Source organism: Pseudocitrobacter faecalis (genome assembly GCF_965231525.1).
GTDB classification, from domain to species: Bacteria; Pseudomonadota; Gammaproteobacteria; order Enterobacterales; family Enterobacteriaceae; genus Pseudocitrobacter; species Pseudocitrobacter faecalis.
Window position 1 is genome coordinate 3212930 of sequence record NZ_CBDDNJ010000002.1, and the last position, 19942, is coordinate 3232871.

17 protein-coding genes and 1 other RNA gene are annotated in these 19942 nt (G+C 55.4%); 5 read left to right on the forward strand and 13 right to left on the reverse strand.

Translation table 11 applies throughout. From position 1 onward, the window contains the following. Positions 1-21 precede the first annotated feature (21 nt). An RNA gene (gene ffs, locus ACOXYR_RS15945) (signal recognition particle sRNA small type) lies at positions 22-118 on the reverse strand. 166 nt (positions 119-284) lie between these two features. On the opposite strand from ffs, the gene ACOXYR_RS15950 reads away from it, so the two are divergent. Next, entirely contained in the window at positions 285-596 is a 312-nt protein-coding gene (locus tag ACOXYR_RS15950) for an MGMT family protein (RefSeq protein ID WP_108474857.1), read from the forward strand. Between the two features lie 144 nt (positions 597-740). Here ACOXYR_RS15950 and ACOXYR_RS15955 read toward each other — a convergent pair whose 3' ends face one another. After that, positions 741-1310, reverse strand: coding sequence for a YbaY family lipoprotein (locus ACOXYR_RS15955; RefSeq protein ID WP_113858796.1), 570 nt, complete (start codon positions 1308-1310; stop codon positions 741-743). A gap of 217 nt (positions 1311-1527) precedes the next feature. Between ACOXYR_RS15955 and tesB the strand changes: the two genes are divergently transcribed. Then, positions 1528-2388 (forward strand): acyl-CoA thioesterase II, encoded by an 861-nt coding sequence (gene tesB, locus ACOXYR_RS15960; protein ID WP_108474855.1) that lies wholly within the window; start codon positions 1528-1530, stop codon positions 2386-2388. A gap of 229 nt (positions 2389-2617) precedes the next feature. Here tesB and amtB read toward each other — a convergent pair whose 3' ends face one another. The 5 genes from amtB to ACOXYR_RS15985 form a co-directional block, all read right to left on the reverse strand. Then, a complete protein-coding gene (gene amtB / locus ACOXYR_RS15965; protein ID WP_108474854.1) occupies positions 2618-3904 on the reverse strand; it encodes an ammonium transporter AmtB in 1287 nt (428 codons plus the stop codon). Positions 3905-3935: 31 nt separating this feature from the next. Then, positions 3936-4274 (reverse strand): P-II family nitrogen regulator, encoded by a 339-nt coding sequence (gene glnK / locus ACOXYR_RS15970; RefSeq protein WP_421355842.1) that lies wholly within the window; start codon positions 4272-4274, stop codon positions 3936-3938. A gap of 877 nt (positions 4275-5151) precedes the next feature. Beyond that, entirely contained in the window at positions 5152-6930 is a 1779-nt protein-coding gene (locus ACOXYR_RS15975) for a SmdB family multidrug efflux ABC transporter permease/ATP-binding protein (protein ID WP_108474853.1), read from the reverse strand. Beyond that, complete coding sequence (locus ACOXYR_RS15980) at positions 6923-8686, reverse strand: SmdA family multidrug ABC transporter permease/ATP-binding protein (RefSeq protein WP_350435233.1); 1764 nt, start codon at positions 8684-8686, stop codon at positions 6923-6925. The genes ACOXYR_RS15975 and ACOXYR_RS15980 overlap by 8 nt, the downstream gene beginning before the upstream one ends. A gap of 23 nt (positions 8687-8709) precedes the next feature. Further along, positions 8710-9168 carry an Lrp/AsnC family transcriptional regulator gene (locus ACOXYR_RS15985; protein WP_015965558.1) on the reverse strand — a complete coding sequence of 153 codons (459 nt, stop codon included), beginning with the start codon at positions 9166-9168 and terminating at the stop codon, positions 8710-8712. A 115-nt stretch (positions 9169-9283) separates the two neighbouring features. Between ACOXYR_RS15985 and ACOXYR_RS15990 the strand changes: the two genes are divergently transcribed. Continuing rightward, entirely contained in the window at positions 9284-10333 is a 1050-nt protein-coding gene (locus ACOXYR_RS15990) for a PLP-dependent cysteine synthase family protein (RefSeq protein WP_421355841.1), read from the forward strand. A gap of 47 nt (positions 10334-10380) precedes the next feature. On the opposite strand, the gene cof is transcribed toward ACOXYR_RS15990, so the two are convergent. Next, the gene (cof, locus tag ACOXYR_RS15995) at positions 10381-11199 is read right to left on the reverse strand and encodes an HMP-PP phosphatase (RefSeq protein ID WP_189624334.1); all 819 of its coding nucleotides are present in this window, start codon (positions 11197-11199) and stop codon (positions 10381-10383) included. Positions 11200-11297: 98 nt separating this feature from the next. On the opposite strand from cof, the gene ACOXYR_RS16000 reads away from it, so the two are divergent. Further along, positions 11298-12995, forward strand: coding sequence for an SgrR family transcriptional regulator (locus tag ACOXYR_RS16000; RefSeq protein ID WP_421355840.1), 1698 nt, complete (start codon positions 11298-11300; stop codon positions 12993-12995). Between the two features lie 66 nt (positions 12996-13061). Beyond that, positions 13062-13754 carry a 7-cyano-7-deazaguanine synthase QueC gene (queC, locus tag ACOXYR_RS16005; protein ID WP_108474848.1) on the forward strand — a complete coding sequence of 231 codons (693 nt, stop codon included), beginning with the start codon at positions 13062-13064 and terminating at the stop codon, positions 13752-13754. Positions 13755-13893: 139 nt separating this feature from the next. Here the strand turns inward: queC and ACOXYR_RS16010 are convergent, their stop codons facing one another. From ACOXYR_RS16010 to lon, 5 genes are all read right to left on the reverse strand, one after another. Then, on the reverse strand, positions 13894-14292 hold the full coding sequence (locus tag ACOXYR_RS16010; RefSeq protein ID WP_015965563.1) for a YbgC/FadM family acyl-CoA thioesterase: 399 nt from the start codon (positions 14290-14292) through the stop codon (positions 13894-13896). 104 nt (positions 14293-14396) lie between these two features. Next, on the reverse strand, positions 14397-14768 hold the full coding sequence (locus tag ACOXYR_RS16015) for a helix-hairpin-helix domain-containing protein (RefSeq protein WP_421355839.1): 372 nt from the start codon (positions 14766-14768) through the stop codon (positions 14397-14399). Positions 14769-14916: 148 nt separating this feature from the next. Beyond that, positions 14917-16791 (reverse strand): peptidylprolyl isomerase, encoded by a 1875-nt coding sequence (gene ppiD, locus ACOXYR_RS16020; protein WP_108474846.1) that lies wholly within the window; start codon positions 16789-16791, stop codon positions 14917-14919. Positions 16792-17053: 262 nt separating this feature from the next. Beyond that, entirely contained in the window at positions 17054-17326 is a 273-nt protein-coding gene (gene hupB, locus ACOXYR_RS16025) for a nucleoid-associated protein HU-beta (RefSeq protein WP_015965566.1), read from the reverse strand. A 208-nt stretch (positions 17327-17534) separates the two neighbouring features. Next, the gene (lon, locus tag ACOXYR_RS16030; RefSeq protein WP_108474845.1) at positions 17535-19889 is read right to left on the reverse strand and encodes an endopeptidase La; all 2355 of its coding nucleotides are present in this window, start codon (positions 19887-19889) and stop codon (positions 17535-17537) included. Between the last annotated feature and the right edge of the window lie 53 nt (positions 19890-19942).

A 19942-nucleotide genomic window follows, 5' to 3' on the forward strand; every position in this document is an offset into this window, starting at 1 on the left:
GAGAGCTGAATTGGGTGGGGGCCCTGCCAGCTACATCCCGGCACACGCGTCATCTGCCCTGGCTGCTTCCTTCCGGACCTGACCTGGTGAACAGAGTAGCGTTGCGGGAGAACCAACAGAGCCCCCATTGAGAGCGTTAGTTACCTAACGCGCTGGCGCATTATCCCTGCAGTGCCATGCAATTGCAAGCCATCTGCGGTTACCTGCTGGATTCTTGCGCAATCGCCCCTTCACAGCACGCAGGTTGCTGATTATGCTGAACGCTGGTTTATCAGGAACAGACTATGGACGCACTCGATTCCTTTCCCCAGCGAGTCTGGCAAATTGTCGCCTCGATCCCGGAAGGCTTCGTCACCACGTACGGTGATGTGGCACGTCTGGCGGGTTCGCCACGTGCAGCGCGGCAGGTTGGTGGCGTATTAAAGCGACTGCCGGAAGGCTCTACATTGCCCTGGCATCGGGTAGTGAATCGCCACGGCACCATTTCCCTTACCGGCCCGGATTTACAGCGCCAGCGACAGGCGCTGCTCGCCGAGGGCGTGCAGGTATCAGGCGGTGGGAAGATTGATTTGCAGAAGTACCGCTGGATCTACTAAAAAAATGCCCTCGCGAGGAGGGCATTACAGGTTACTGACAACGTTCGCGTTGTTCTTGCCGGATGCGGCTTCGCCTTATCCGGCCTACAAAATAGTGCAGAAACCTTGTAGGCCTGATAAGCCCCGCGCATCAGGCAAGGTTGATTACGGGATTTGCGTCGGCGCCGGATCCGAAGAAGACGGATTAACCTGGGTTGGCGACGTTGAGGGTACGGTCGTTGCCGCACCACCGGTTTGTTGCATTGGCATGGCCGTCTGCTGTACCGGAACCAGCGTCAGGTCAGCTTTGGTGCCGCCCTGATTGATAATGGGCTGCACGGTGTCAGTGATAAAGATCAGCTTATCATTCAGCGTAATGGCTGCGCTCAACAGAATTCGGGCATTAGGCTGGATGTCCTTCGGGTTGAACGGCAGCACAAAGCTAAAGGGTGCCTGTTTCCCTTCGGTACGCGTCACTTTCTGAGCGATAACTTTGGACGGTGCATCCGCGAGCGAGGCATCAGAAACCGTAACGGTCAGCACGGCATCGGGTGGCAGGGCCACTTTCTGACGGATCCAAACGGTACCCGTTACACTCGGCTGCTGAATAGCGCCTTGTGTAGCGCCCGCCGCGCTCGGATTTGGCGCTGGGGTCTGAATATCAGCACTCTTATCTGCACAGGCAGACAGGGCGACGGCGATGGCTATTCCACTTAACATTGGCACGATTTTCATTGCGTTCTCCTTTTCGCTCATGCATCTGCAGGATTTTTTCCTGCCAGAGCGACCATTCATAAACAGTCATAACGCGTTAAGTGTGGCACAGATCTCCTTTTTTTTCCTGCAAAGTACCTTTTATTCAGACTTTTGCACCCATCGGACCAGCTGCAAAACTGCGTTATACTGTGCTCATCCCTCGCCGCGGCGATGAAAAATATTATTGAGGACATTTATGAGTCAGGCGCTTTCAAACTTACTGGCATTGTTGAATCTGGAAAAAATCGAAGAAGGATTATTCCGCGGGCAGAGCGAAGATTTGGGGCTGCGTCAGGTATTTGGCGGCCAGGTTGTGGGTCAGGCGCTTTATGCCGCAAAAGAAACGGTGCCCGTAGAACGCCTGATTCACTCGTTTCACAGCTATTTCCTGCGCCCAGGCGACAGCCTGAAGCCGATTGTCTATGACGTTGAAGTGCTGCGCGACGGTAACAGCTTCAGCGCTCGCCGCGTGTCGGCGATTCAGAACGGTAAACCGATTTTCTATATGACCGCGTCATTCCAGGCACCAGAGCCGGGTTACGAGCATCAGAAAACCATGCCCGATGCGCCCGCGCCGGAGAGCCTGCCGTCAGAAACCGATATCGCCCGTTCGCTGGAGCATCTGTTACCGCAGGTGTTAAAAGATAAATTCCTCTGCGAGCGTCCGCTGGAAATTCGCCCGGTGGAGTTCCATAACCCACTGAAAGGCCACGTCGCCGAGCCGAAACGTCAGGTCTGGCTGCGCGCTAACGGGGCGGTGCCGGATGATTTACGCGTACACCAGAATTTGCTGGGTTATGCCTCCGATCTCAACTTCCTGCCGGTCGCGCTTCAGCCGCACGGTGTCGGTTTCCTGGAAAAAGGGATGCAGGTTGCGACGATTGACCATTCCATGTGGTTCCATCGTCCGTTTAACCTGAACGAGTGGCTGCTGTACAGCGTGGAAAGTACCTCAGCCTCCAGCGCGCGTGGCTTTGTACGCGGCGAGTTCTATTCGCAGGATGGCGTGCTGGTGGCATCGACGGTACAGGAAGGCGTGATGCGTAATCGCGGATAGGTTGACGTCTGAAAGCAAAAGCCTCCGCAAGCGGAGGCTTCAGATTGCTGACAAAGTGCGCTTTGTTCTTGCCGGATGCGGCGAAAACGCCTTATCCGTCCTACAAAATCTTGCTAATTCAATATATTGCAGAATCTTTGTAGGCCTGATAAGCGTAGCGCATCAGGCAATTTCGCGTTAGTCATCAGTCTCAAAGCCTCCGCTTGCGGAGGCTTTTTGTGAGCACTGATTAGGCGTTATACGCGTTCTCGCCGTGACTGTTAACATCCAGCCCTTCACGCTCCTGCTCTTCCGGCACGCGTAGCCCCACGGTCAGGTCTGCGACTTTGTAACCAACGAAGGCCACAATGCCCGACCAGACGATGGTGATGCCGATGCTCTCAAGCTGTACCAGCACCTGATGGCCCATGGTGACGCCTTCCGCGTAACCGACACCGCCAAAGGAGGTAGAGGCGAAGATACCGGTCAGGATGCAACCCACGATGCCGCACACGCCGTGAACGCCGAAGACATCGCAAGGATCATCCACACGCAACCAGCGTTTCAGGATGGTAACGCCCCACAGCCCGGCCAGTCCCGCAACAATACCGAGGATCAACGCGCCGCCGACACCGATAAAGCCACACGCTGGAGTAATTCCCACCAGGCCTGCAATCGCCCCGGAACACGCGCCCAGCAGAGACGGTTTACCGCGCAGCGCCCATTCACCGAAGACCCAGCCCAGAATCGCTGCCGCCGTTGCCACAACGGTGTTCACGAAAGCCAGACCGGCAATTTCGTTCGCCGCACTCGCTGAACCCGCGTTGAAGCCAAACCAGCCGAAGTAAAGGATGGCGGTACCGATAAACACCATCGGCAGGTTATGTGGTTTGAACGCTTCTTTGCCAAAACCCACGCGTTTGCCAATCAGATACGCCCCGACGAGACCCGCAACCGCAGCGTTAATGTGTACAACCGTACCACCCGCGAAGTCCAGTGCGCCATGAGAGCCCAGCAGACCGCCGCCCCACACCATGTGCGCAATCGGAATGTAAGAGAGCGTCAGCCAGATAACCACGAAAATCAGTACCGCAGAGAAGCGAATACGCTCCGCCAGCGCGCCAACAATCAGGCCAACGGTAATACAGGCGAACGACCCCTGGAAGGCAACGTGGATATACTGATAAAAGGTGCCCATCGGTGCGGTCAGGGCAATGCCTTTCAGCATCACCCAGTCAAAGTTACCGAAGAAGCTGCCGCCGGTGCCGAAGGCCAGCGTATAGCCGTAGACCACCCACAGCACGCAGACCAGCGCGAAGGTGACCGCGACCTGCGTCAGCATAGAGAGAACGTTTTTTCCACGAATCAGACCACCGTAAAACAGGGCAATTCCCGGGATGGTCATAAACAGTACCAGCGCGGTACAAATCATCATAAAGGCGTTATCGGCTTTATCGATCGTCGCCGGAGCCGCCATCGCCAGACCCGGCAACAGCGCCAGAGCCGCCAAACCGGTTTTCAATTTTGCTATTTTCATTTTCTCGATCCCTATCACTGTGCGCCAGGAATTACAGTGCCGCTTCGTCGGCTTCGCCGGTACGAATACGAATCACACGTTGCAGCTCGGTGACGAAAATCTTACCGTCGCCAATTTTTCCGGTGTACGCCGCCTTGCTCACCACATCCACGACTTCATCAAGCTGGTCGTCAGCAATCGCGACATCAATCTTCACTTTCGGCAGGAAGTTCACGCTGTACTCCGCGCCACGATACAGCTCGGCATGCCCCTTCTGACGACCGAAGCCCTTCACTTCCGTCACGGTCAGTCCCTGAATACCAATTGAAGACAACGCTTCGCGGACGTCTTCGAGTTTGAATGGTTTGATTACCACGGTAACCAGCTTCATAGATCCCCTCCAGTCAGAATTCGGTAATGGCTGCTGCTACACGAAATAGATAAAGCAAGGGGCGTGCCAGAAATGAAAATTGAGAGGGAATTGGCGGTTAATGGCGTCAGGCACATGGCGGTGCACAGGCATTAGCTGGAAATGAAACAAAAACGCACCATGCGAGTGCATGATGCGTGGTTGAATTGCACGCGCTGGTGCGTCTGTTAGCAAATTGCTTAAAAAAAGTGCATCAGTCCGTTAATGATGGTCAGCTAAGCGCAAAGTTCCGTTCACTTTATGTTTTGCGCAATATGTAACATCTGAGTCAGTGAACGGGCAAAGGGGGGGCAACCGCGCCCCCCTTCGCAATCCCCGCGGCCCCGCAGGGAAATCGGTGCTTCGCACTACGCTCTCCTCCGAACTCCAGCCTGCGGCACGGCGAAACTCGACGTCCTGTCTCGGTTCGCCTCAGTCCGCCATCCATGGCGGACTGACCTTGTCTTCCATTCTCCGGCTCGCCGATTTCCAGCGGGGACTCATCGGTTTCAGATACACCGGTTTTTGCTGTTAACGTAAAGACCGCACCGCTGTTGGTGGCGTCAAAATCGCCGAAGCGTTCCCTGGAGGCCGGGGCAGCCCACATGGATGTGGGCTGAGGGCGCGGCTTTACAGGGATGTTACCTCGCGCCCGACCCGAAAGCCGTAAGGGATAAGCTGAGGGAACCGCGAAGCGGCGATTTTTCCGCCGGAGCCTGGGGGTGCAGGGGGCGGCGGCGATTGGCCGCCCCCTGCGTGCTCCCTGCGCCTGCACGATTTATATGGCATGGAGCCAGACAGGAGCGCAACGGGAGGATGCTCTGAAAAGTGAATCGGCCCTTAACTGACCAGCATCACATCAGGCAGTCAGCGTTTCATCCTGCGCACTGGCGGCGAGTTCTTCACCGGCCAGTTGAAGCTGATACATCTGCCAGTAACGGCCTTTCGCTTCCAGCAGTTGCTGGTGCGAACCCTGCTCCACCGCCTGTCCACGATGCAGCACCATAATGGTATCAGCATCGACGATGGTGGAAAGCCGGTGCGCAATCACCACAAGCGTGGTGTGTTCACGCACGGCAGCCAACGCCTGTTGAATCGCCTGCTCGGTACCGGAGTCGATATTGGCGGTGGCTTCGTCCAGAATCAGCACCTGCGGCGTATCGACCAGCACGCGCGCCAACGCCAGCAGCTGTTTTTGCCCAACGGAGAGATTGTTCCCCTGCTCGCCCAGCGGCGTATAAATACCATCACTCAGCCCACGCGCCAGTTCCGCCAGCTGCACCGTTTCCAGCGCCTGCCATACCTGCGCTTCGCTGATATCACGGCCAAGCGTAACGTTAGCGAAGAAAGAGTCGGCCAGCACTACCGGATCCTGCTGCACCATGGCGACGCCCTGACGTAGCACCTGATGACTCAAACTGCCAAGCGGGCGACCACCCAGGCGAATTTCGCCGGCGTTCGGCGAGTAGTATCCCATCAGCAAACTGGCAAGCGTGCTTTTGCCGCTGCCCGTATGCCCCACCAGCGCCACAAAACTGCGCGAGGGAATCGACAGCGAGATATCCTGCAACACCATTCGGTCATCGCGGTAAGCAAAGGAGACGTTATCAATCTCAATATCACCGTTGTCCAGTGGACGCGTATCGTCACCGTAGGTCTGGCGCGGCCTGTCCATCAGCTCGAATACGCGCTCACCGGCCACCACCGCCTGTTGCAGCATTGACTGCTGGGTGGTGAGTTCAATCAGCGGTTCATTGAGACGTCCCAGATAGCTGATAAACGCATACAGCACCCCCACTTCAATGGTGCCCACCGAGGTGAAGCCAAACAGCATCAACAGCCCGCACAATATTAACGAGGAAAAAAGGCTTAGCAGTGGTCTCAGCAGGAAGCCATCAAGACGCAGGGTTTGCATACGCGCCAGATAGTGCTGACGGCTGTGTTCCCCGATACGTTCGCCAAAGCGCGCCTGCTGACGGAACTGCTGAATCACGCTCATGCCGTTGATCACTTCGTTAAAGCCATCGTTGATATCCGCCAGATACGTGCGCACGCGACGTACGATAGGCGTGCTGTAGCGTTGGTAAATCACCATCACCGTCAGTACCGCCGGGAAGATACAAACAGCCACCAGCGCCATGCGCCAGTCGAGGCTAAACATCGCCACCAGCATCGCGCCAATCAGCGCGGCGCTGCGCAGCACCGTTGCCACAACGGTGACGTAGAGATCGCGGATCACCTCCGTGTCGTTGGTGACGCGCGAAATCAGTTGCCCTACGGGTTGCGTATCAAATTCACTGAGCGGCTGGCGCAGCGCGGCGTCCATCACGTCGCTACGCAGTTGTTGCACCACCCCAACCGCCGCGCGATTAAACAGCAGCGACTGGCTATAGTGCAGCGTCGCCGCCAGCAGTTGCAGGCCGATATACGCCGCCGCCAGCCCCGCAACGGTGCCCAGCGGCAACGTGTGTTTCGCCACCATATTATCGATGAAGTAGCTTATCAGCACCGGCCCCGAGACTTCCGCCGCTGCCGCCACCCATAACATCACCACCGCAATAGAGAGCGGTTTTCGCCACGGTGAACCGTAGGCCAGCAATCTTTTTAATGTCGGCCACAGTTGACCAAAATTACGCATCGGTCACCTCCGACGGTTCTTCATCCAGCGCCGCTTCCAGTTGCTGATAGCGATACATATCACGATACCAGCCCGGCTGCGTCACCAGCTGTTCATGCTGCCCGCGCTGGCACAGATGCCCGTGCTGCATCACAATAATTTCACTGGCTTCCGTCAGCGCCGACAGACGATGCGCGCTAATAATCACCGTGCGGCCTTCGCCCCACAGGCGAAGGTTGTGCAAAATCTGGTGCTCGGTACGTCCGTCTACCGCCGAGAGCGCATCGTCAAGGATCAGGATTTCGGCATTGAGCAAGAGCGCGCGTGCAATCGAAATGCGTTGTTTCTGCCCGCCGGAGAGCATCACCCCACGCTCGCCCACTTCCGTATCGTAGCCCTGCGGCAGTCGCAGAATATCCTCATGGACGCTGGCAAGACGCGCCACGTGTTCAATCTCTTCTTGAGTCGCGCCAGGACGGCCAAGGGCAATATTATTGCCTACGGTGTCGGAAAAAAGGAACGGTGTCTGACTGACAACCGCCAGGCGGCTGCGCCAGGCATCCAGTTTGAGTTTTGGCAGGGCGATACCGTGAAAATCGATTTCGCCTTTTTCCACATCAAAGTGACGCTGAATCAGTGACAGAATGGTAGATTTCCCGGAGCCCGTCGGGCCGCAAATGCCCAGCATCTGCCCCGGTTGTAGCGTGAAATGGACTTTCGTCAGCGTGGCTTTTTCCGTCTGCGGATAATGGAACTGCTCAATGGCGACCTTCAGCACGCCGCGCCCGTCAGGCACCGATTCGCTGCCGTCATTGACCACCGGCGCTTCCATCAGCATGGCGCGAATACGGCTGTAGGCGGCGCTGCCGCGCTCGACGATATTAAACATCCACGCCAGCGCCAGCATCGGCCAGATCATTAAACCAAGATACATTACAAAGCTGGTCAACTGACCGAGCGTCAGCGTGCCCTGAAGTACCATCCAGCTTCCGCCGCCGATAGCCAGCAGATTTGCCATACCGATGGCGATATAAATCGTCGGGTCAAAACGGGCATCAATACGCGCCACGCGCATATTTTTCGCCCCGGTATCCGCCGCATCCGCGGCGAACAGCGCCGACTGGCGATCTTCCAGGCCAAAGGCTTTAATCATGCGAATACTGGTCAGGCTCTCTTGTGTACGGTCATTCAGACTTGAGAATGCCGCCTGCGCCAGCTTAAAGCGATTATGCAGCATGTCGCCGTAGCGCTTAATCGCCAGCGCCATAATCGGCATCGGTAACAGCGCCAGTAAGGTAAGCTGCCAGCTGATTTGCGTGGACATCACAATTAACACCGCACAGCCCATCACCAGCGAATCGACCAGCGTCAGCACACCTTCCCCGGCGGCAAAGACAACACGGTCAACATCATTGGTGGCGCGCGCCATTAAATCACCGGTGCGGTGACGCAGATAAAATTCCGGGTGCTGGCGACTCAACTGGCGATAAAAGTCTTCCCGCAGTTCGACCGCGAGTTGATAGGACGCACCAAACAGCAGCACGCGCCAGACATAACGCAGCAGATAAACCACGATGGCAATTGCCACCATCAGGCCAATCCACATCCAGATGGTCGTCGCGGTGTAGTGTTGTTGGGTGACGCCGTCAACAACGTAACCCACCACCTTCGGCGGGATCAGTTGAAGAATGGCGATAACCACCAGCAACGCGACGGCGCCAAGATAGCGACGCCACTCCCGGCGGAAGTACCAGCTTAATTGAGCAAATAATCGCACGCAGTAAAATTCCAGAGATAGTGTTATTCGATGGGAAGCGCTGTGGTGTATTTAATCTGTTCCATCGCAAAACTTGAGGTGACGTCCGAGAGTCCGGGGACGCGATTCACCAGGCTTTTATAAAAATCATCGTAGCGTTTCATGTCGGCGACCTGTACCCGCATCAGGTAGTCATATTCGCCGGCCATACGCCAGAAGCCGAGCACCTCGGGCATCTGGCTGACTTCATTCACGAAACGACTATACCATTCACTGCTGTGATGTTGCGTTTTTATCAGCACAAACGCGGTGAGGCCCAGCCCCAGTTTCTCCGCATCCAGCAACGCCACGCGCCCAAGCAAAATGCCGTCATCTTCCAGCCGTTTGAGCCGCTTCCAGCAGGGTGTGGTGGTCAGATTAACGGCATCGGCCAGTGCCTGCAAAGAGAGGGTACAGTCCGTTTGCAGCAGCGAAAGCAGCTTGCGGTCAATTTTATCTAACATTGCCCACCTCAGGAGAAAATTTTTCTCCTGTAAGTCTATTTTAAAGTGGAGATAGCAACAATTTTTTCCGCATCTTTCGCTAAGCTAGGCACAAAATGACAAATGGAAACTCGCCATGAACAGCACCTGGGTCAAAAATGCCATCAGCGAAATTAACGCCGACTATCAACGTAGCGCCGACACGCACCTGATTCGTCTGTCGCTGCCGGCGTTTCCCGGTATTCAGCTCTACTTAAAAGATGAAAGCACCCACCCCACCGGCAGCCTGAAACATCGTCTGGCGCGGTCGCTGTTCCTGTATGGCCTGTGCAACGGCTGGATCAAAGAAGGCACGACCATTATTGAAGCCTCTTCCGGTTCCACAGCCGTCTCGGAAGCCTATTTTGCTCGTCTGCTGGGGCTGCCATTTATCGCCGTCATGCCCTCGTGCACGGCAAAACGCAAAATTGAGCAGATTGAGTTTTACGGCGGACGCTGCCATTTCGTGCACAGCGCCTGCGAAATTTATGCCGCCTCCGAAACGCTGGCGCGTGAACTGAACGGTCACTATATGGACCAGTTTACTTTCGCCGAACGCGCAACCGACTGGCGCGGAAACAACAACATTGCCGACAGCATCTTCCGCCAGATGAGCCATGAACCTAACCCAATCCCTGACTGGATTGTAATGAGCGCGGGTACCGGCGGCACATCGGCGACAATTGGCCGCTACATTCGTTGCCAGGGGCATAACACACAGTTAATGGTGGTCGATCCGCAAAACTCGGTGTTTATGGACTACTGGCAAAGCCGCGACGGCAGCCTGCGCAGCAGCGTTGGCAGTAAAATTGAAGGGATTGGCCGCCCACGCGTCGAGCCTTCCTTTATTCCTGATGTGGTCGATGACATGCTACGGGTACCGGATGCAGCAAGCGTGGCAACCGCACAATGGCTGGAGGGCCAGTTAGGCCGTAAGGTTGGCGCCTCCACCGGCACCAACATGTGGGGCGCATTGCAACTCGCCGCGCGGATGCATAAAGAGGGGCGCAGCGGATCAATCGTGACGCTGCTGTGCGACAGCGGCGAGCGATATCTGGATACCTACTACAACACTGAATGGGTGAAGGAAAATATCGGCGATCTCGCACCGTGGCAGGCAGAAATTGAGTGCCTGCTGGCCCGATAAGCGAAAAAAAGCCGGGCTTATCATCCCGGCTTGCTGGAAAGGTCTCATTATTCGGGGGAATAAGGAAGGTTGGGTTTGTCCAGCCAATGTGTCAAATAGTGAGAGACCGCCTGATTCTGGCAGTGTCCGATAACCGGTAGATGCGGCAATGCCGCTTTCAGTTGCCCCATCGCGTTGCCCATCACCAGGCCACGCCCGACCAGGCTCAACATTTCGCGATCGTTCATCGCATCGCCAAATGCCATACATTCTTGCATCGTCAGGCCAAGCTGCGCGCTAAGCACCGTCAGCGCCGCGCCCTTGTTACAGCCCACAGGCAACACTTCCAGACAATCAACCGCCGAAAAACAGAGATGCGCACGATCGCCCAATGCCTCTTGTAGCTGAATGCTCAGACGCGCAAGATCATCGTGATCGCCGCAGAAACAGATCTTGGTCACCTCATGGGCCGGGATCTGCCGCAAATCGCGCAGTTGATAGTGAAAGCCGCTGTACCTATGCGCCTGCAACATTTCCGGAATCGCTTTGCCGGTGAACCAGCCGTTATCGTTGAAAACGTGCATGCTGGCGTGGGTCTCCCAGCGGGCATGCAACACTTCATCGGCCACGTCCGGGGCGAGGTCGCTGCGATGCATGACATCGCCGTGCAGAGAGTGAACACGGGTTCCGTTGCCCGTAATCAGGAAAGCGTCGAGCGCCAGTTGATCAATTAGCGGACGCATTTCAAGCACGTGCCGACCCGTGGCGAAGGTCAGCGTAATGTCGCGTTCGCGCAGACGCTTGAGCGTGGCGATCGTCTCATTACCCAGCCGATGATCGGGCATCAGCAGAGTGCCATCCATATCAAATGCCGCCAGTTTTGCCATTTTATCTCGGCCTGTGATCCCGCTCTCTTGCGTACCAGTATTGCCTGAGATATACGGAAGTAATACTGAATTGTTCACATTTATTGTTCCGGGTTTTTATGCGACTGCTAAACCGATTAAACCAGTTTCAGCGTCTGTGGCTGCCCTCTTCCGGTGCGCCGCAGCAGGTCACCATTGCCGATCTCGCGACGCGCTGTTTTTGCAGCGAGCGACATGTGCGTACCCTGTTGCGTCAGGCGAGCGAGGCGGGCTGGCTCAGTTGGCAGGCGCAGTCCGGGCGCGGGAAGCGCGGTACGCTGACCTTCCACACGACGCCGGACGCACTGCGTAATGAGATGATGGAGCTGGCGTTAAACAGCGGTCAGCAACACAATGCGCTGGAACTGGCGCAACTGGCACCGGTGGAACTGCGCGCGCTGCTGCACCCTTTTCTGGGCGGCCAGTGGCAGAACAATACGCCGACGCTGCGCATCCCCTACTATCGTCCGCTGGAACCGTTGCATCCCGGCTTTTTGGTGGGTCGCGCCGAACAGCATTTAGCCGGGCAAATTCATTCCGGACTGACTCGCTTTGGCCGTAATACCGCTCGCCCGGAAGGCGATCTTGCGCACCACTGGGAAGTATCAGCAGACGGGCTACGCTGGCAGTTCTATATTCGCTCCAGCCTGCACTGGCACAACGGCGACCCCATCGAAACGGCCCAGCTTAAGCAACGACTGGAAATGCTGCTGACGCTGCCCGGTTTGCGCAAACTGTTCGCCAGCGTGGAACAGGTAGCACAGCCCCACGCCCAGTGCCTGAGCTTTACGCTTTCGCACCCGGATTACTGGTTGCCGCATCGGCTGGCAAGCTATTGCAGCGTGCTGGCGCATCCCGACGATCCCACGCTCGGCTGTGGCCCATTCCAGCTGAAGATCTTTGAGCCCGATCTGGTGCGTCTGGAAAGTCACCATCGCTATCATCTGGGGCATCCGCTGTTACAGGCGATCGAGTTCTGGATCACCCCACAGCTTTTCGAACAGGATCTGGGCACCAGTTGCCGTCATCCGGTGCAAATCGCGGTCGGCGAAGCGGAAGAACTCAGTCAGCTACGGCTGGTGAGCAACAGCATCAGCCTCGGCTTTTGCTACCTGACGTTTCGTCAGAGTTCACGGCTGTCGAGAGCCCAGGCGCAACGGGTGATTTCGCTGATTCATCACAGCGGCCTGCTGGAATCATTGCCGGTAGATGAAAATCTGATAACCCCCAGCGAGGCGCTGCTTCCCGGCTGGGCGATTCCGCCAGCACCGGAAGACGACACGCCCCTGCCGCCGCGTCTAACGCTGCATTATCACCTGCCTGTTGAGTTGCACACCATGGCCGGGGAGCTTAAACAGGCGCTGGCGCATCAGGGCTGTGAACTGACGCTCTGCTTCCACGATGCGAAAAGCTGGGACGATTATCCGGATCTGGATCAGGCCGATCTGCTAATGGGCGATCGGTTGATTGGCGAAATGCCGGAATACACCCTTGAGCAGTGGCTGCGCTGCGATCCGTTATGGCCCGCCATACTGAGCGAGTCACGTTACTCAGCGCTGATTACCGCGCTGGATGCCGCGCAGGCGCTGGAGGACGAAGCACAGCGCATCGCGGCGCTGAAAACTATTTTCACCCTGTTAATGGAAGAAGGCATGCTCACGCCGCTGTTTAACTATCAATACCAAATCAGCGCGCCGCCGGGCGTAAACGGCATTCACCTTAACGCGCGCGGCTGGTTTGATTTCACCCAGGCCTGGCTGCCGCCGTCAACACGGTGAAGAAGCTGGTCGCCACGCTGCCCGCGCGTTACCATAGCGTCTTTATCGTCATCAACAGGAAATGCTATGAAACGCGCGGTTGTCGTCTTTAGCGGCGGACAAGATTCCACTACATGCCTGGTGCAGGCGCTCCATCAATATGATGAGGTTCACTGCGTCACTTTTGATTATGGTCAGCGTCATCGCGCAGAGATCGACGTCGCCCGTGAACTGGCATTAAAACTGGGCGCGCGTGCTCATAAAGTGCTCGATGTCACCCTGCTTAATGAACTGGCGGTCAGCAGCCTGACGCGCGACAGTATTCCGGTGCCGGACTATGAACCAGACGCTGACGGTATTCCGAATACCTTCGTGCCGGGACGCAATATTCTGTTCCTGACTCTGACGGCGATTTACGCTTATCAGGTACAGGCAGAAGCGATCATCACGGGCGTTTGTGAAACCGATTTTTCCGGCTACCCGGACTGCCGCGACGAGTTTGTTAAGGCGCTGAATCACGCGGTGAACCTCGGCATGGCAAAAGATATTCGTTTCGAAACGCCACTGATGTGGCTCGATAAAGCCGAAACCTGGGCGCTGGCGGACTACTGGGGCAAACTCGACCTGGTGCGTAATGAAACGCTGACCTGCTATAACGGCATTAAAGGCGATGGCTGCGGGCATTGCGCGTCCTGCCATCTGCGGGCTAACGGGCTGAACCACTATCTGGCGGATAAAGTCGGCGTGGCGGCAGCGATGAAGCAGAAAACCGGGTTGTAGGCCTTAAAAGCAAAGCGCATCAGGCGATGTGCGGCGTAACCGCCGGATGCGGCTTACGCCTTATCCGGCCTACATGGCTTGCCCGGCCTGGCGGCCATTTGTAGGCCCGGTACGCGAAGCACCACCGGGCAATGTGCACTTACGCGACCATCTGCTCCAGGTGTTCGCGTAATTCCCCTTCCAGAGGCAACGCCTTCTGCGTTTTCAGGTCAATGCAGACAAACGTAATCAATGCATCCGCCACGACCTGCCCTTCCGGGTCGAGTGTGACTACCTGGCTTAATACGCCGCTTTTCCCGTTTAGCTGCTCCACTTTACTGGTTACCGTCAGCACATCGCTCAGCACCGCCGGGCGGCGGTAGTTAATATTAATATTCACCACCACGAAGGCGATATGGTGCGCGGTCATCCACTGGAAACTGGCGCTGTTTTCCAGCCCATCCCAGCGAGCCTCTTCGAGAAACTCCAGATATCGGGCGTTATTGACGTGCTGATACACGTCCAGGTGATACCCGCGAACTTTAATTTTTGTCTGCATAGCGCCATAGCCTTACATGTTATTAGAAGAGTCAGAGGTCACACCACTGGTATGACCTCTTTAGTCTGGCAAACTTTGACGCCAGCGCAAGCCGTGAGAAGCAATTAAAGCGTGAGATGGCTCAAATTACGTTCCACCAGCGCGTTGCCCATTCCCGGCACCTGCTTCAGGTCATCCACCGTTTTGAACGGGCCGTACTCTTCGCGATAGCTGACAATTGCCTGCGCTTTCTTAAGCCCCACCCCGTTCATTGCCTGCGCCAGTTCTTCCGCCGAGGCCGAGTTGATGCTGACTTTACTGCCACCCTCATCATCGGTTTTCACAGCAGGCACCGCTTTCGTTGGTTCGGAGCTGGCCTGCGCGCTTTGCGTCGCTGTCGGTTTTGCCCCGGCAGTGGAAGCTGCCTGTGCGCTTAAACTCATCCCCATGCAAGACATGACTGCGGCAATCGCCAGCATTTTGATTCCACGTTTCATACTGATTTCTCCTTGTTGATTGATAGCGAAGCCACCATAGCGAGGTGCGAAAAACAATTCAAAAGGCAGATTTCAAATGTGGAAAAGGCCGCGAAAGCGGCCTTTGAGGTGTGCATCGCATTACAAATTAATGCGAGGAAGGTTCCGATTATTGTTGCTGGTCGACAATGTCGCCCATCTTAATCTTCGCTGCTTTACGCAGGTTGCTCATCAATGCTTCAAACGCAATTTGCGCGTTGTTCTGGGTGATACCCTGAACCATCGCTTTCTTCTGCGCTTCCGGCATTTCACCCGCTTTCACTTCGTCCAGCGCCAGCAGAACCACGTTGCCCTGCATGTCGTTGCCCATACCAAAGCTTGGTTTACCCGGCTTAGGTAACGGCAAAGCGAAGGTTGCCTGGCTCAGCGGATCCTGACCGGTACGGCTCAGGGTTTTGGCTTCGCCAAAGTGCAGACCAGCGGCTTTCATCGCATCGTCCCCTTTACCGTCTTTCAGCGCAGCCAGCAGTTTTTCAGCATCGAGTTTCGCCTGCTGTTCCGCTTTGTTGTGCTTAACGATATCGGTCACCTGCGCTTTCACTTCATCCAGCGGTTTCACGGTTTCCGCTTTGTGCTCAGCGACACGCAGCACGAAAGCACGATCGCCATCGACGGTGATGATATCGGAGTTGTTACCCGGCGCGCCGTTTTCGCCCACCAAACCGCCGTTGAAGATAGCATCAGTAACCGGTTTGAAGTTCAATTCAGCCGGGACGTTATCGTGACCAAACCAGCCGGTCACCGCCGCTTTGACGCCCGCAACCTGCTCTGCGCTCGCCAGAGAGTCGTTGTCGCTGCTGGCAGCATCACTCACTTTCTGTTGCAGCGCATAATAAGCGTCCAGCGCTTTTTCCTGTTTCACTTTGTCAGCGATTTGCGCATGAACATCCGCCAGTGGTTTCACCTGTTCCGGCTGAACATCGTCCAGACGGGCAATCAGGAAGCCCACGGAAGATTTGATTACGCCAGACAACTGACCTTTCTCTTTCAGGCCCGCGTCTTTCAGTTCCGGTACGGTGGCGGAATCGTCCATCCAGCCCATATCGCCGCCGTTACGTTTAGAGATAACGTCGGTGGATTTCTCTTTCGCAATCGCTGCAAAGTCGCCGCCGTTGTTCAGCTCATCAAGGATAGCTTTGGCATCGGCTTCGGTTTTCGTCTGGATGATGCTGTAACGTTTACGCTCAGGCTGAGTGAACTCATCCTTGTGCTGGTCATAGTAAGCCTGTACATCCTCTTCAGACGCGGAAGACGGCATACTCGCCGCATCAAGCTTGATGTAAGTTACGCGGAACTGCTCCGGCGCAACAAACTGACCTTTATTCTGTTCGTAGTAGCTGGCAACGTCCTGATCGCTAACCTGCTGCTTTGCCGCCAGCGCGTTAACGTCAATGGTGGCTTCACGCACCACACGCTGCTGGGAAACCAGCGCAGCCAGTTGGTCGGTTTCACCTGGCAGCATAAAATCAGTTCCGGCAACGGCGCTAATCAGCTGGTTAGTGGTCAGCTGGTTACGCAGCGCCTGCGCGTATTGATCGGCGGTCATACCCATTTGATTCACCAGCGCGTTGTAGCGGGCGTTATCGAATTTACCTTCGTTCTGGAAGGCCGGGGTGGCGAAGATCGCTTTGCGCACCTGTTCATCGCTAATGCCGAGGCCCAGCTCTTTGGCGTATTGGTCGAGCAGCGCTTCATCCACCAGGCGGCTCAGCACCTGCTGACGCATCGTTTTGATGTAATTTTCGTTCGCCGCCAGTTCGGAGAATTGATCGCCCATCTGCTGCTGCATACGGTTACGTTCGCTGGCAACAGCGTTTTCAAACTGACCGCGGCTGATTTCCTGGCCATTCACCTTCGCGGCATAGTTGTTGCCGCCGCCGATCAGATAGCCACTTACGCCGGTCAAAATGAACGACACAATAATGATACCGAAAATTACCTTGAGCACGACGCTATTGGCTGCCGTGCGTAAATTGTCCATCATGGTGTAACAACACTCCGCTGTAGGTGACTTTTATACCCGTCCTGCCGCAGGTTGCTGACAACCCGGCAAATTCAGAGCAAATACCTCGTGCAGCATAGCACGTCTCGACCGCTGCGCGTGAGGCCGTATTTTGACAAGAAAACGGGGCCGTTGTCAGCCCGAAACGCGTAGAAACTCGCAGAAAGTGACATTTTGGACATAAAAAAAGGCACATCGTTCGATGCGCCCTTGTACTGTTTCACATTCCCAAACGGGAAAACGATCAGTTTACCGCGTCTTTCAGTGCTTTACCTGCACGGAACGCTGGTACTTTCGCTGCAGCGATGGTGATCTCTTTACCAGTTTGCGGGTTGCGGCCAGTACGGGCAGCACGCTCTTTAACGGCAAAAGTACCAAAACCTACCAGCGCAACATCATCCCCGGATTGCAGAGATTCAGTAACAGAAGCAATTAAAGCGTCTAACGCACGTCCAGCCGCAGCTTTGGAGATATCCGCACCCGCAGCAATTTTGTCAATCAGTTGAGATTTATTCACTGTTCTCTTCCTCTCTTTATTATTTATATCGCACCTGAATCCTTCACGGTGCAACGCGCAGCAGTTATATCAGGACTGTCATGCCCTTACAACAATAGTTGTCGATAACAGCCCTGTCAGGGTCTTAAAGTAGCGAGACAAAAAAAGGCTGGCAAGTGTGTTTTCACCTGCCAGCCCTGTTTTTATTGACGCTCTTTGCGCGAGGTCACTATTTTGCGGTTACAACCTGCATGCCAGTGGGCTCATTTTGCAGCGCAAGGGCCAGAACTTCCTCGATACGTTTCACCGGATGAATATCAAGATCGGCCAGAACGTTGTCCGGAATCTCTTCCAGATCGCGCTTATTCTCATCAGGAATCAGAACCGTCTTAATACCACCGCGGTGTGCTGCCAGCAGTTTTTCCTTCAGACCACCAATCGGCAGCACCAGGCCACGCAGCGTGATTTCCCCTGTCATTGCCACATCGGCACGAACCGGGTTGCCCGTCAGACAAGAAACCAGTGCAGTACACATGGCGATACCAGCGCTCGGGCCATCTTTCGGCGTTGCCCCTTCCGGCACGTGAACGTGGATGTCGCGTTTTTCGTAGAAATCCGGGTTGATACCCAGTTTTTCTGCACGCGCGCGTACCACGGTCAGCGCAGCCTGAATAGATTCCTGCATGACTTCGCCCAGGGAACCGGTATAGGTCAATTTACCTTTACCCGGCACACACGCGGTTTCGATGGTCAGCAGATCGCCACCCACTTCCGTCCATGCCAGGCCAGTCACCTGACCAACACGGTTTTCGTCATCCGCACGACCGTAATCGAAGCGTTGAACGCCGAGGTAATCGTGCAGGTTGTCGCCGTTAATGTCGATGTGCTTCAGGGATTTATCCAGCAGCAGCTGTTTCACCGCTTTACGGCACAGTTTCGAGATTTCACGCTCAAGGCTACGCACGCCCGCTTCACGGGTGTAGTAACGAATGATGCCGACAATCGCGCTGTCATCAACCGTCAGTTCGCCTTTTTTCAGGGCGTTACGTTCGATTTGCTTCGGCAGCAGGTGCTGTTTGGCAATGTTCAGTTTCTCGTCTTCGGTATAACCGGAGAGACGAATCACTTCCATACGGTCCAGCAGCGGTGCCGGAATGTTCATGGAGTTCGAGGTCGCAACGAACATCACGTCGCTGAGATCGTAATCCACTTCCAGATAGTGATCGCTGAACGCCACGTTCTGCTCTGGATCCAGCACTTCTAACAAAGCAGACGCCGGATCGCCGCGCATATCGGACGACATTTTGTCAATTTCATCGAGCAGGAACAGCGGGTTTTTAACGCCCACTTTCGCCATTTTCTGAATCAATTTACCCGGCATGGAGCCGATGTAGGTACGACGGTGACCGCGAATTTCCGCTTCGTCACGCACGCCGCCCAGCGCCATACGAATGTACTTACGTCCAGTCGCTTTGGCGATAGATTGACCCAGCGAGGTTTTACCCACCCCCGGCGGCCCAACCAGGCACAGAATCGGGCCTTTGATTTTGTTCACACGGCTTTGAACCGCAAGATACTCAAGGATACGGTCTTTCACACGTTCAAGGCCGTAGTGGTCGGTATCCAGGATTTCCTGCGCCTGACGAAGGTCTTTTTTGACCTTGCTACGCGCATTCCACGGCACCTGCACCATCCAGTCGATATACCCACGAACCACGGTCGCTTCGGCTGACATCGGTGACATCATTTTCAGCTTCTGCAGTTCGGCTTCGGTTTTCTCTTTCGCCTCTTTCGGCATTTTCGCCGCGTCGATCTTACGCTTCAGCGCTTCGTTTTCGTCTGGCGCGTCGTCCATCTCACCGAGTTCTTTCTGAATAGCTTTCATTTGCTCGTTCAGATAGTACTCACGCTGAGATTTTTCCATCTGCTTTTTGACGCGGTTGCGAATGCGTTTCTCAACCTGCAGCAGATCGATTTCCGACTCCATCATCGCCATCAGATATTCAAGGCGTTCGTTGATGTCGGACATTTCGAGCACAGACTGTTTGTCCGCCAGTTTCAGCGGCATGTGCGCAGCGATGGTGTCAGCCAGACGTGCAGGGTCGTCGATGCTGTTCAGCGACGTCAGCACTTCTGGTGGGATTTTTTTGTTTAGCTTGATGTAGCCTTCAAACTGGCTAATCGCGGTACGAACCAGCACTTCCTGCTCGCGTTCGTCGATATCCGGTGATTCCAGATATTCCGCTTTTGCCGAAAAGTGTTCCCCGTTATCCGACAACGTGGTGATACGCGCACGCTGCAAGCCTTCAACCAGCACTTTTACGGTGCCATCTGGCAGCTTCAGCATTTGCAAAATAGAGGCCACGGTCCCGACGGTGAAAAGATCGTTTACACCCGGCTCATCCGTTGATGCTTCTTTCTGCGCAACCAACATGATTTTTTTATCATGATCCATGGCGGCTTCAAGGCAACGGATAGATTTTTCCCGCCCTACAAACAAGGGTATGACCATGTGCGGATAAACCACCACATCGCGCAACGGCAATACGGGGATTTCAATGCGTTCAGAACGCTCAGGATTCATAGAGCTCTCTCTTAGTTTAATGTCCGCCAGGTAATCAGATGACACAAGTGTGC

Coding starts and splice junctions, on each gene's coding strand:
- lon (WP_108474845.1), bottom strand. CDS start 19,889: ATGAATCCTGAGCGTTCTGAACGCATTGAAATCCCCGTATTGCCGTTG.
- ACOXYR_RS15985 (WP_015965558.1), bottom strand. CDS start 9,168: ATGTTAGATAAAATTGACCGCAAGCTGCTTTCGCTGCTGCAAACGGAC.
- cof (WP_189624334.1), bottom strand. CDS start 11,199: ATGGCAAAACTGGCGGCATTTGATATGGATGGCACTCTGCTGATGCCC.
- ACOXYR_RS16010 (WP_015965563.1), bottom strand. CDS start 14,292: ATGCAGACAAAAATTAAAGTTCGCGGGTATCACCTGGACGTGTATCAG.
- ACOXYR_RS16015 (WP_421355839.1), bottom strand. CDS start 14,768: ATGAAACGTGGAATCAAAATGCTGGCGATTGCCGCAGTCATGTCTTGC.
- ACOXYR_RS16000 (WP_421355840.1), top strand. CDS start 11,298: ATGCGACTGCTAAACCGATTAAACCAGTTTCAGCGTCTGTGGCTGCCC.
- glnK (WP_421355842.1), bottom strand. CDS start 4,274: ATGAAGCTGGTTACCGTGGTAATCAAACCATTCAAACTCGAAGACGTC.
- ACOXYR_RS15955 (WP_113858796.1), bottom strand. CDS start 1,310: ATGAAAATCGTGCCAATGTTAAGTGGAATAGCCATCGCCGTCGCCCTG.
- tesB (WP_108474855.1), top strand. CDS start 1,528: ATGAGTCAGGCGCTTTCAAACTTACTGGCATTGTTGAATCTGGAAAAA.
- amtB (WP_108474854.1), bottom strand. CDS start 3,904: ATGAAAATAGCAAAATTGAAAACCGGTTTGGCGGCTCTGGCGCTGTTG.
- queC (WP_108474848.1), top strand. CDS start 13,062: ATGAAACGCGCGGTTGTCGTCTTTAGCGGCGGACAAGATTCCACTACA.
- ppiD (WP_108474846.1), bottom strand. CDS start 16,791: ATGATGGACAATTTACGCACGGCAGCCAATAGCGTCGTGCTCAAGGTA.
- ACOXYR_RS15990 (WP_421355841.1), top strand. CDS start 9,284: ATGAACAGCACCTGGGTCAAAAATGCCATCAGCGAAATTAACGCCGAC.
- ACOXYR_RS15975 (WP_108474853.1), bottom strand. CDS start 6,930: ATGCGTAATTTTGGTCAACTGTGGCCGACATTAAAAAGATTGCTGGCC.
- ACOXYR_RS15950 (WP_108474857.1), top strand. CDS start 285: ATGGACGCACTCGATTCCTTTCCCCAGCGAGTCTGGCAAATTGTCGCC.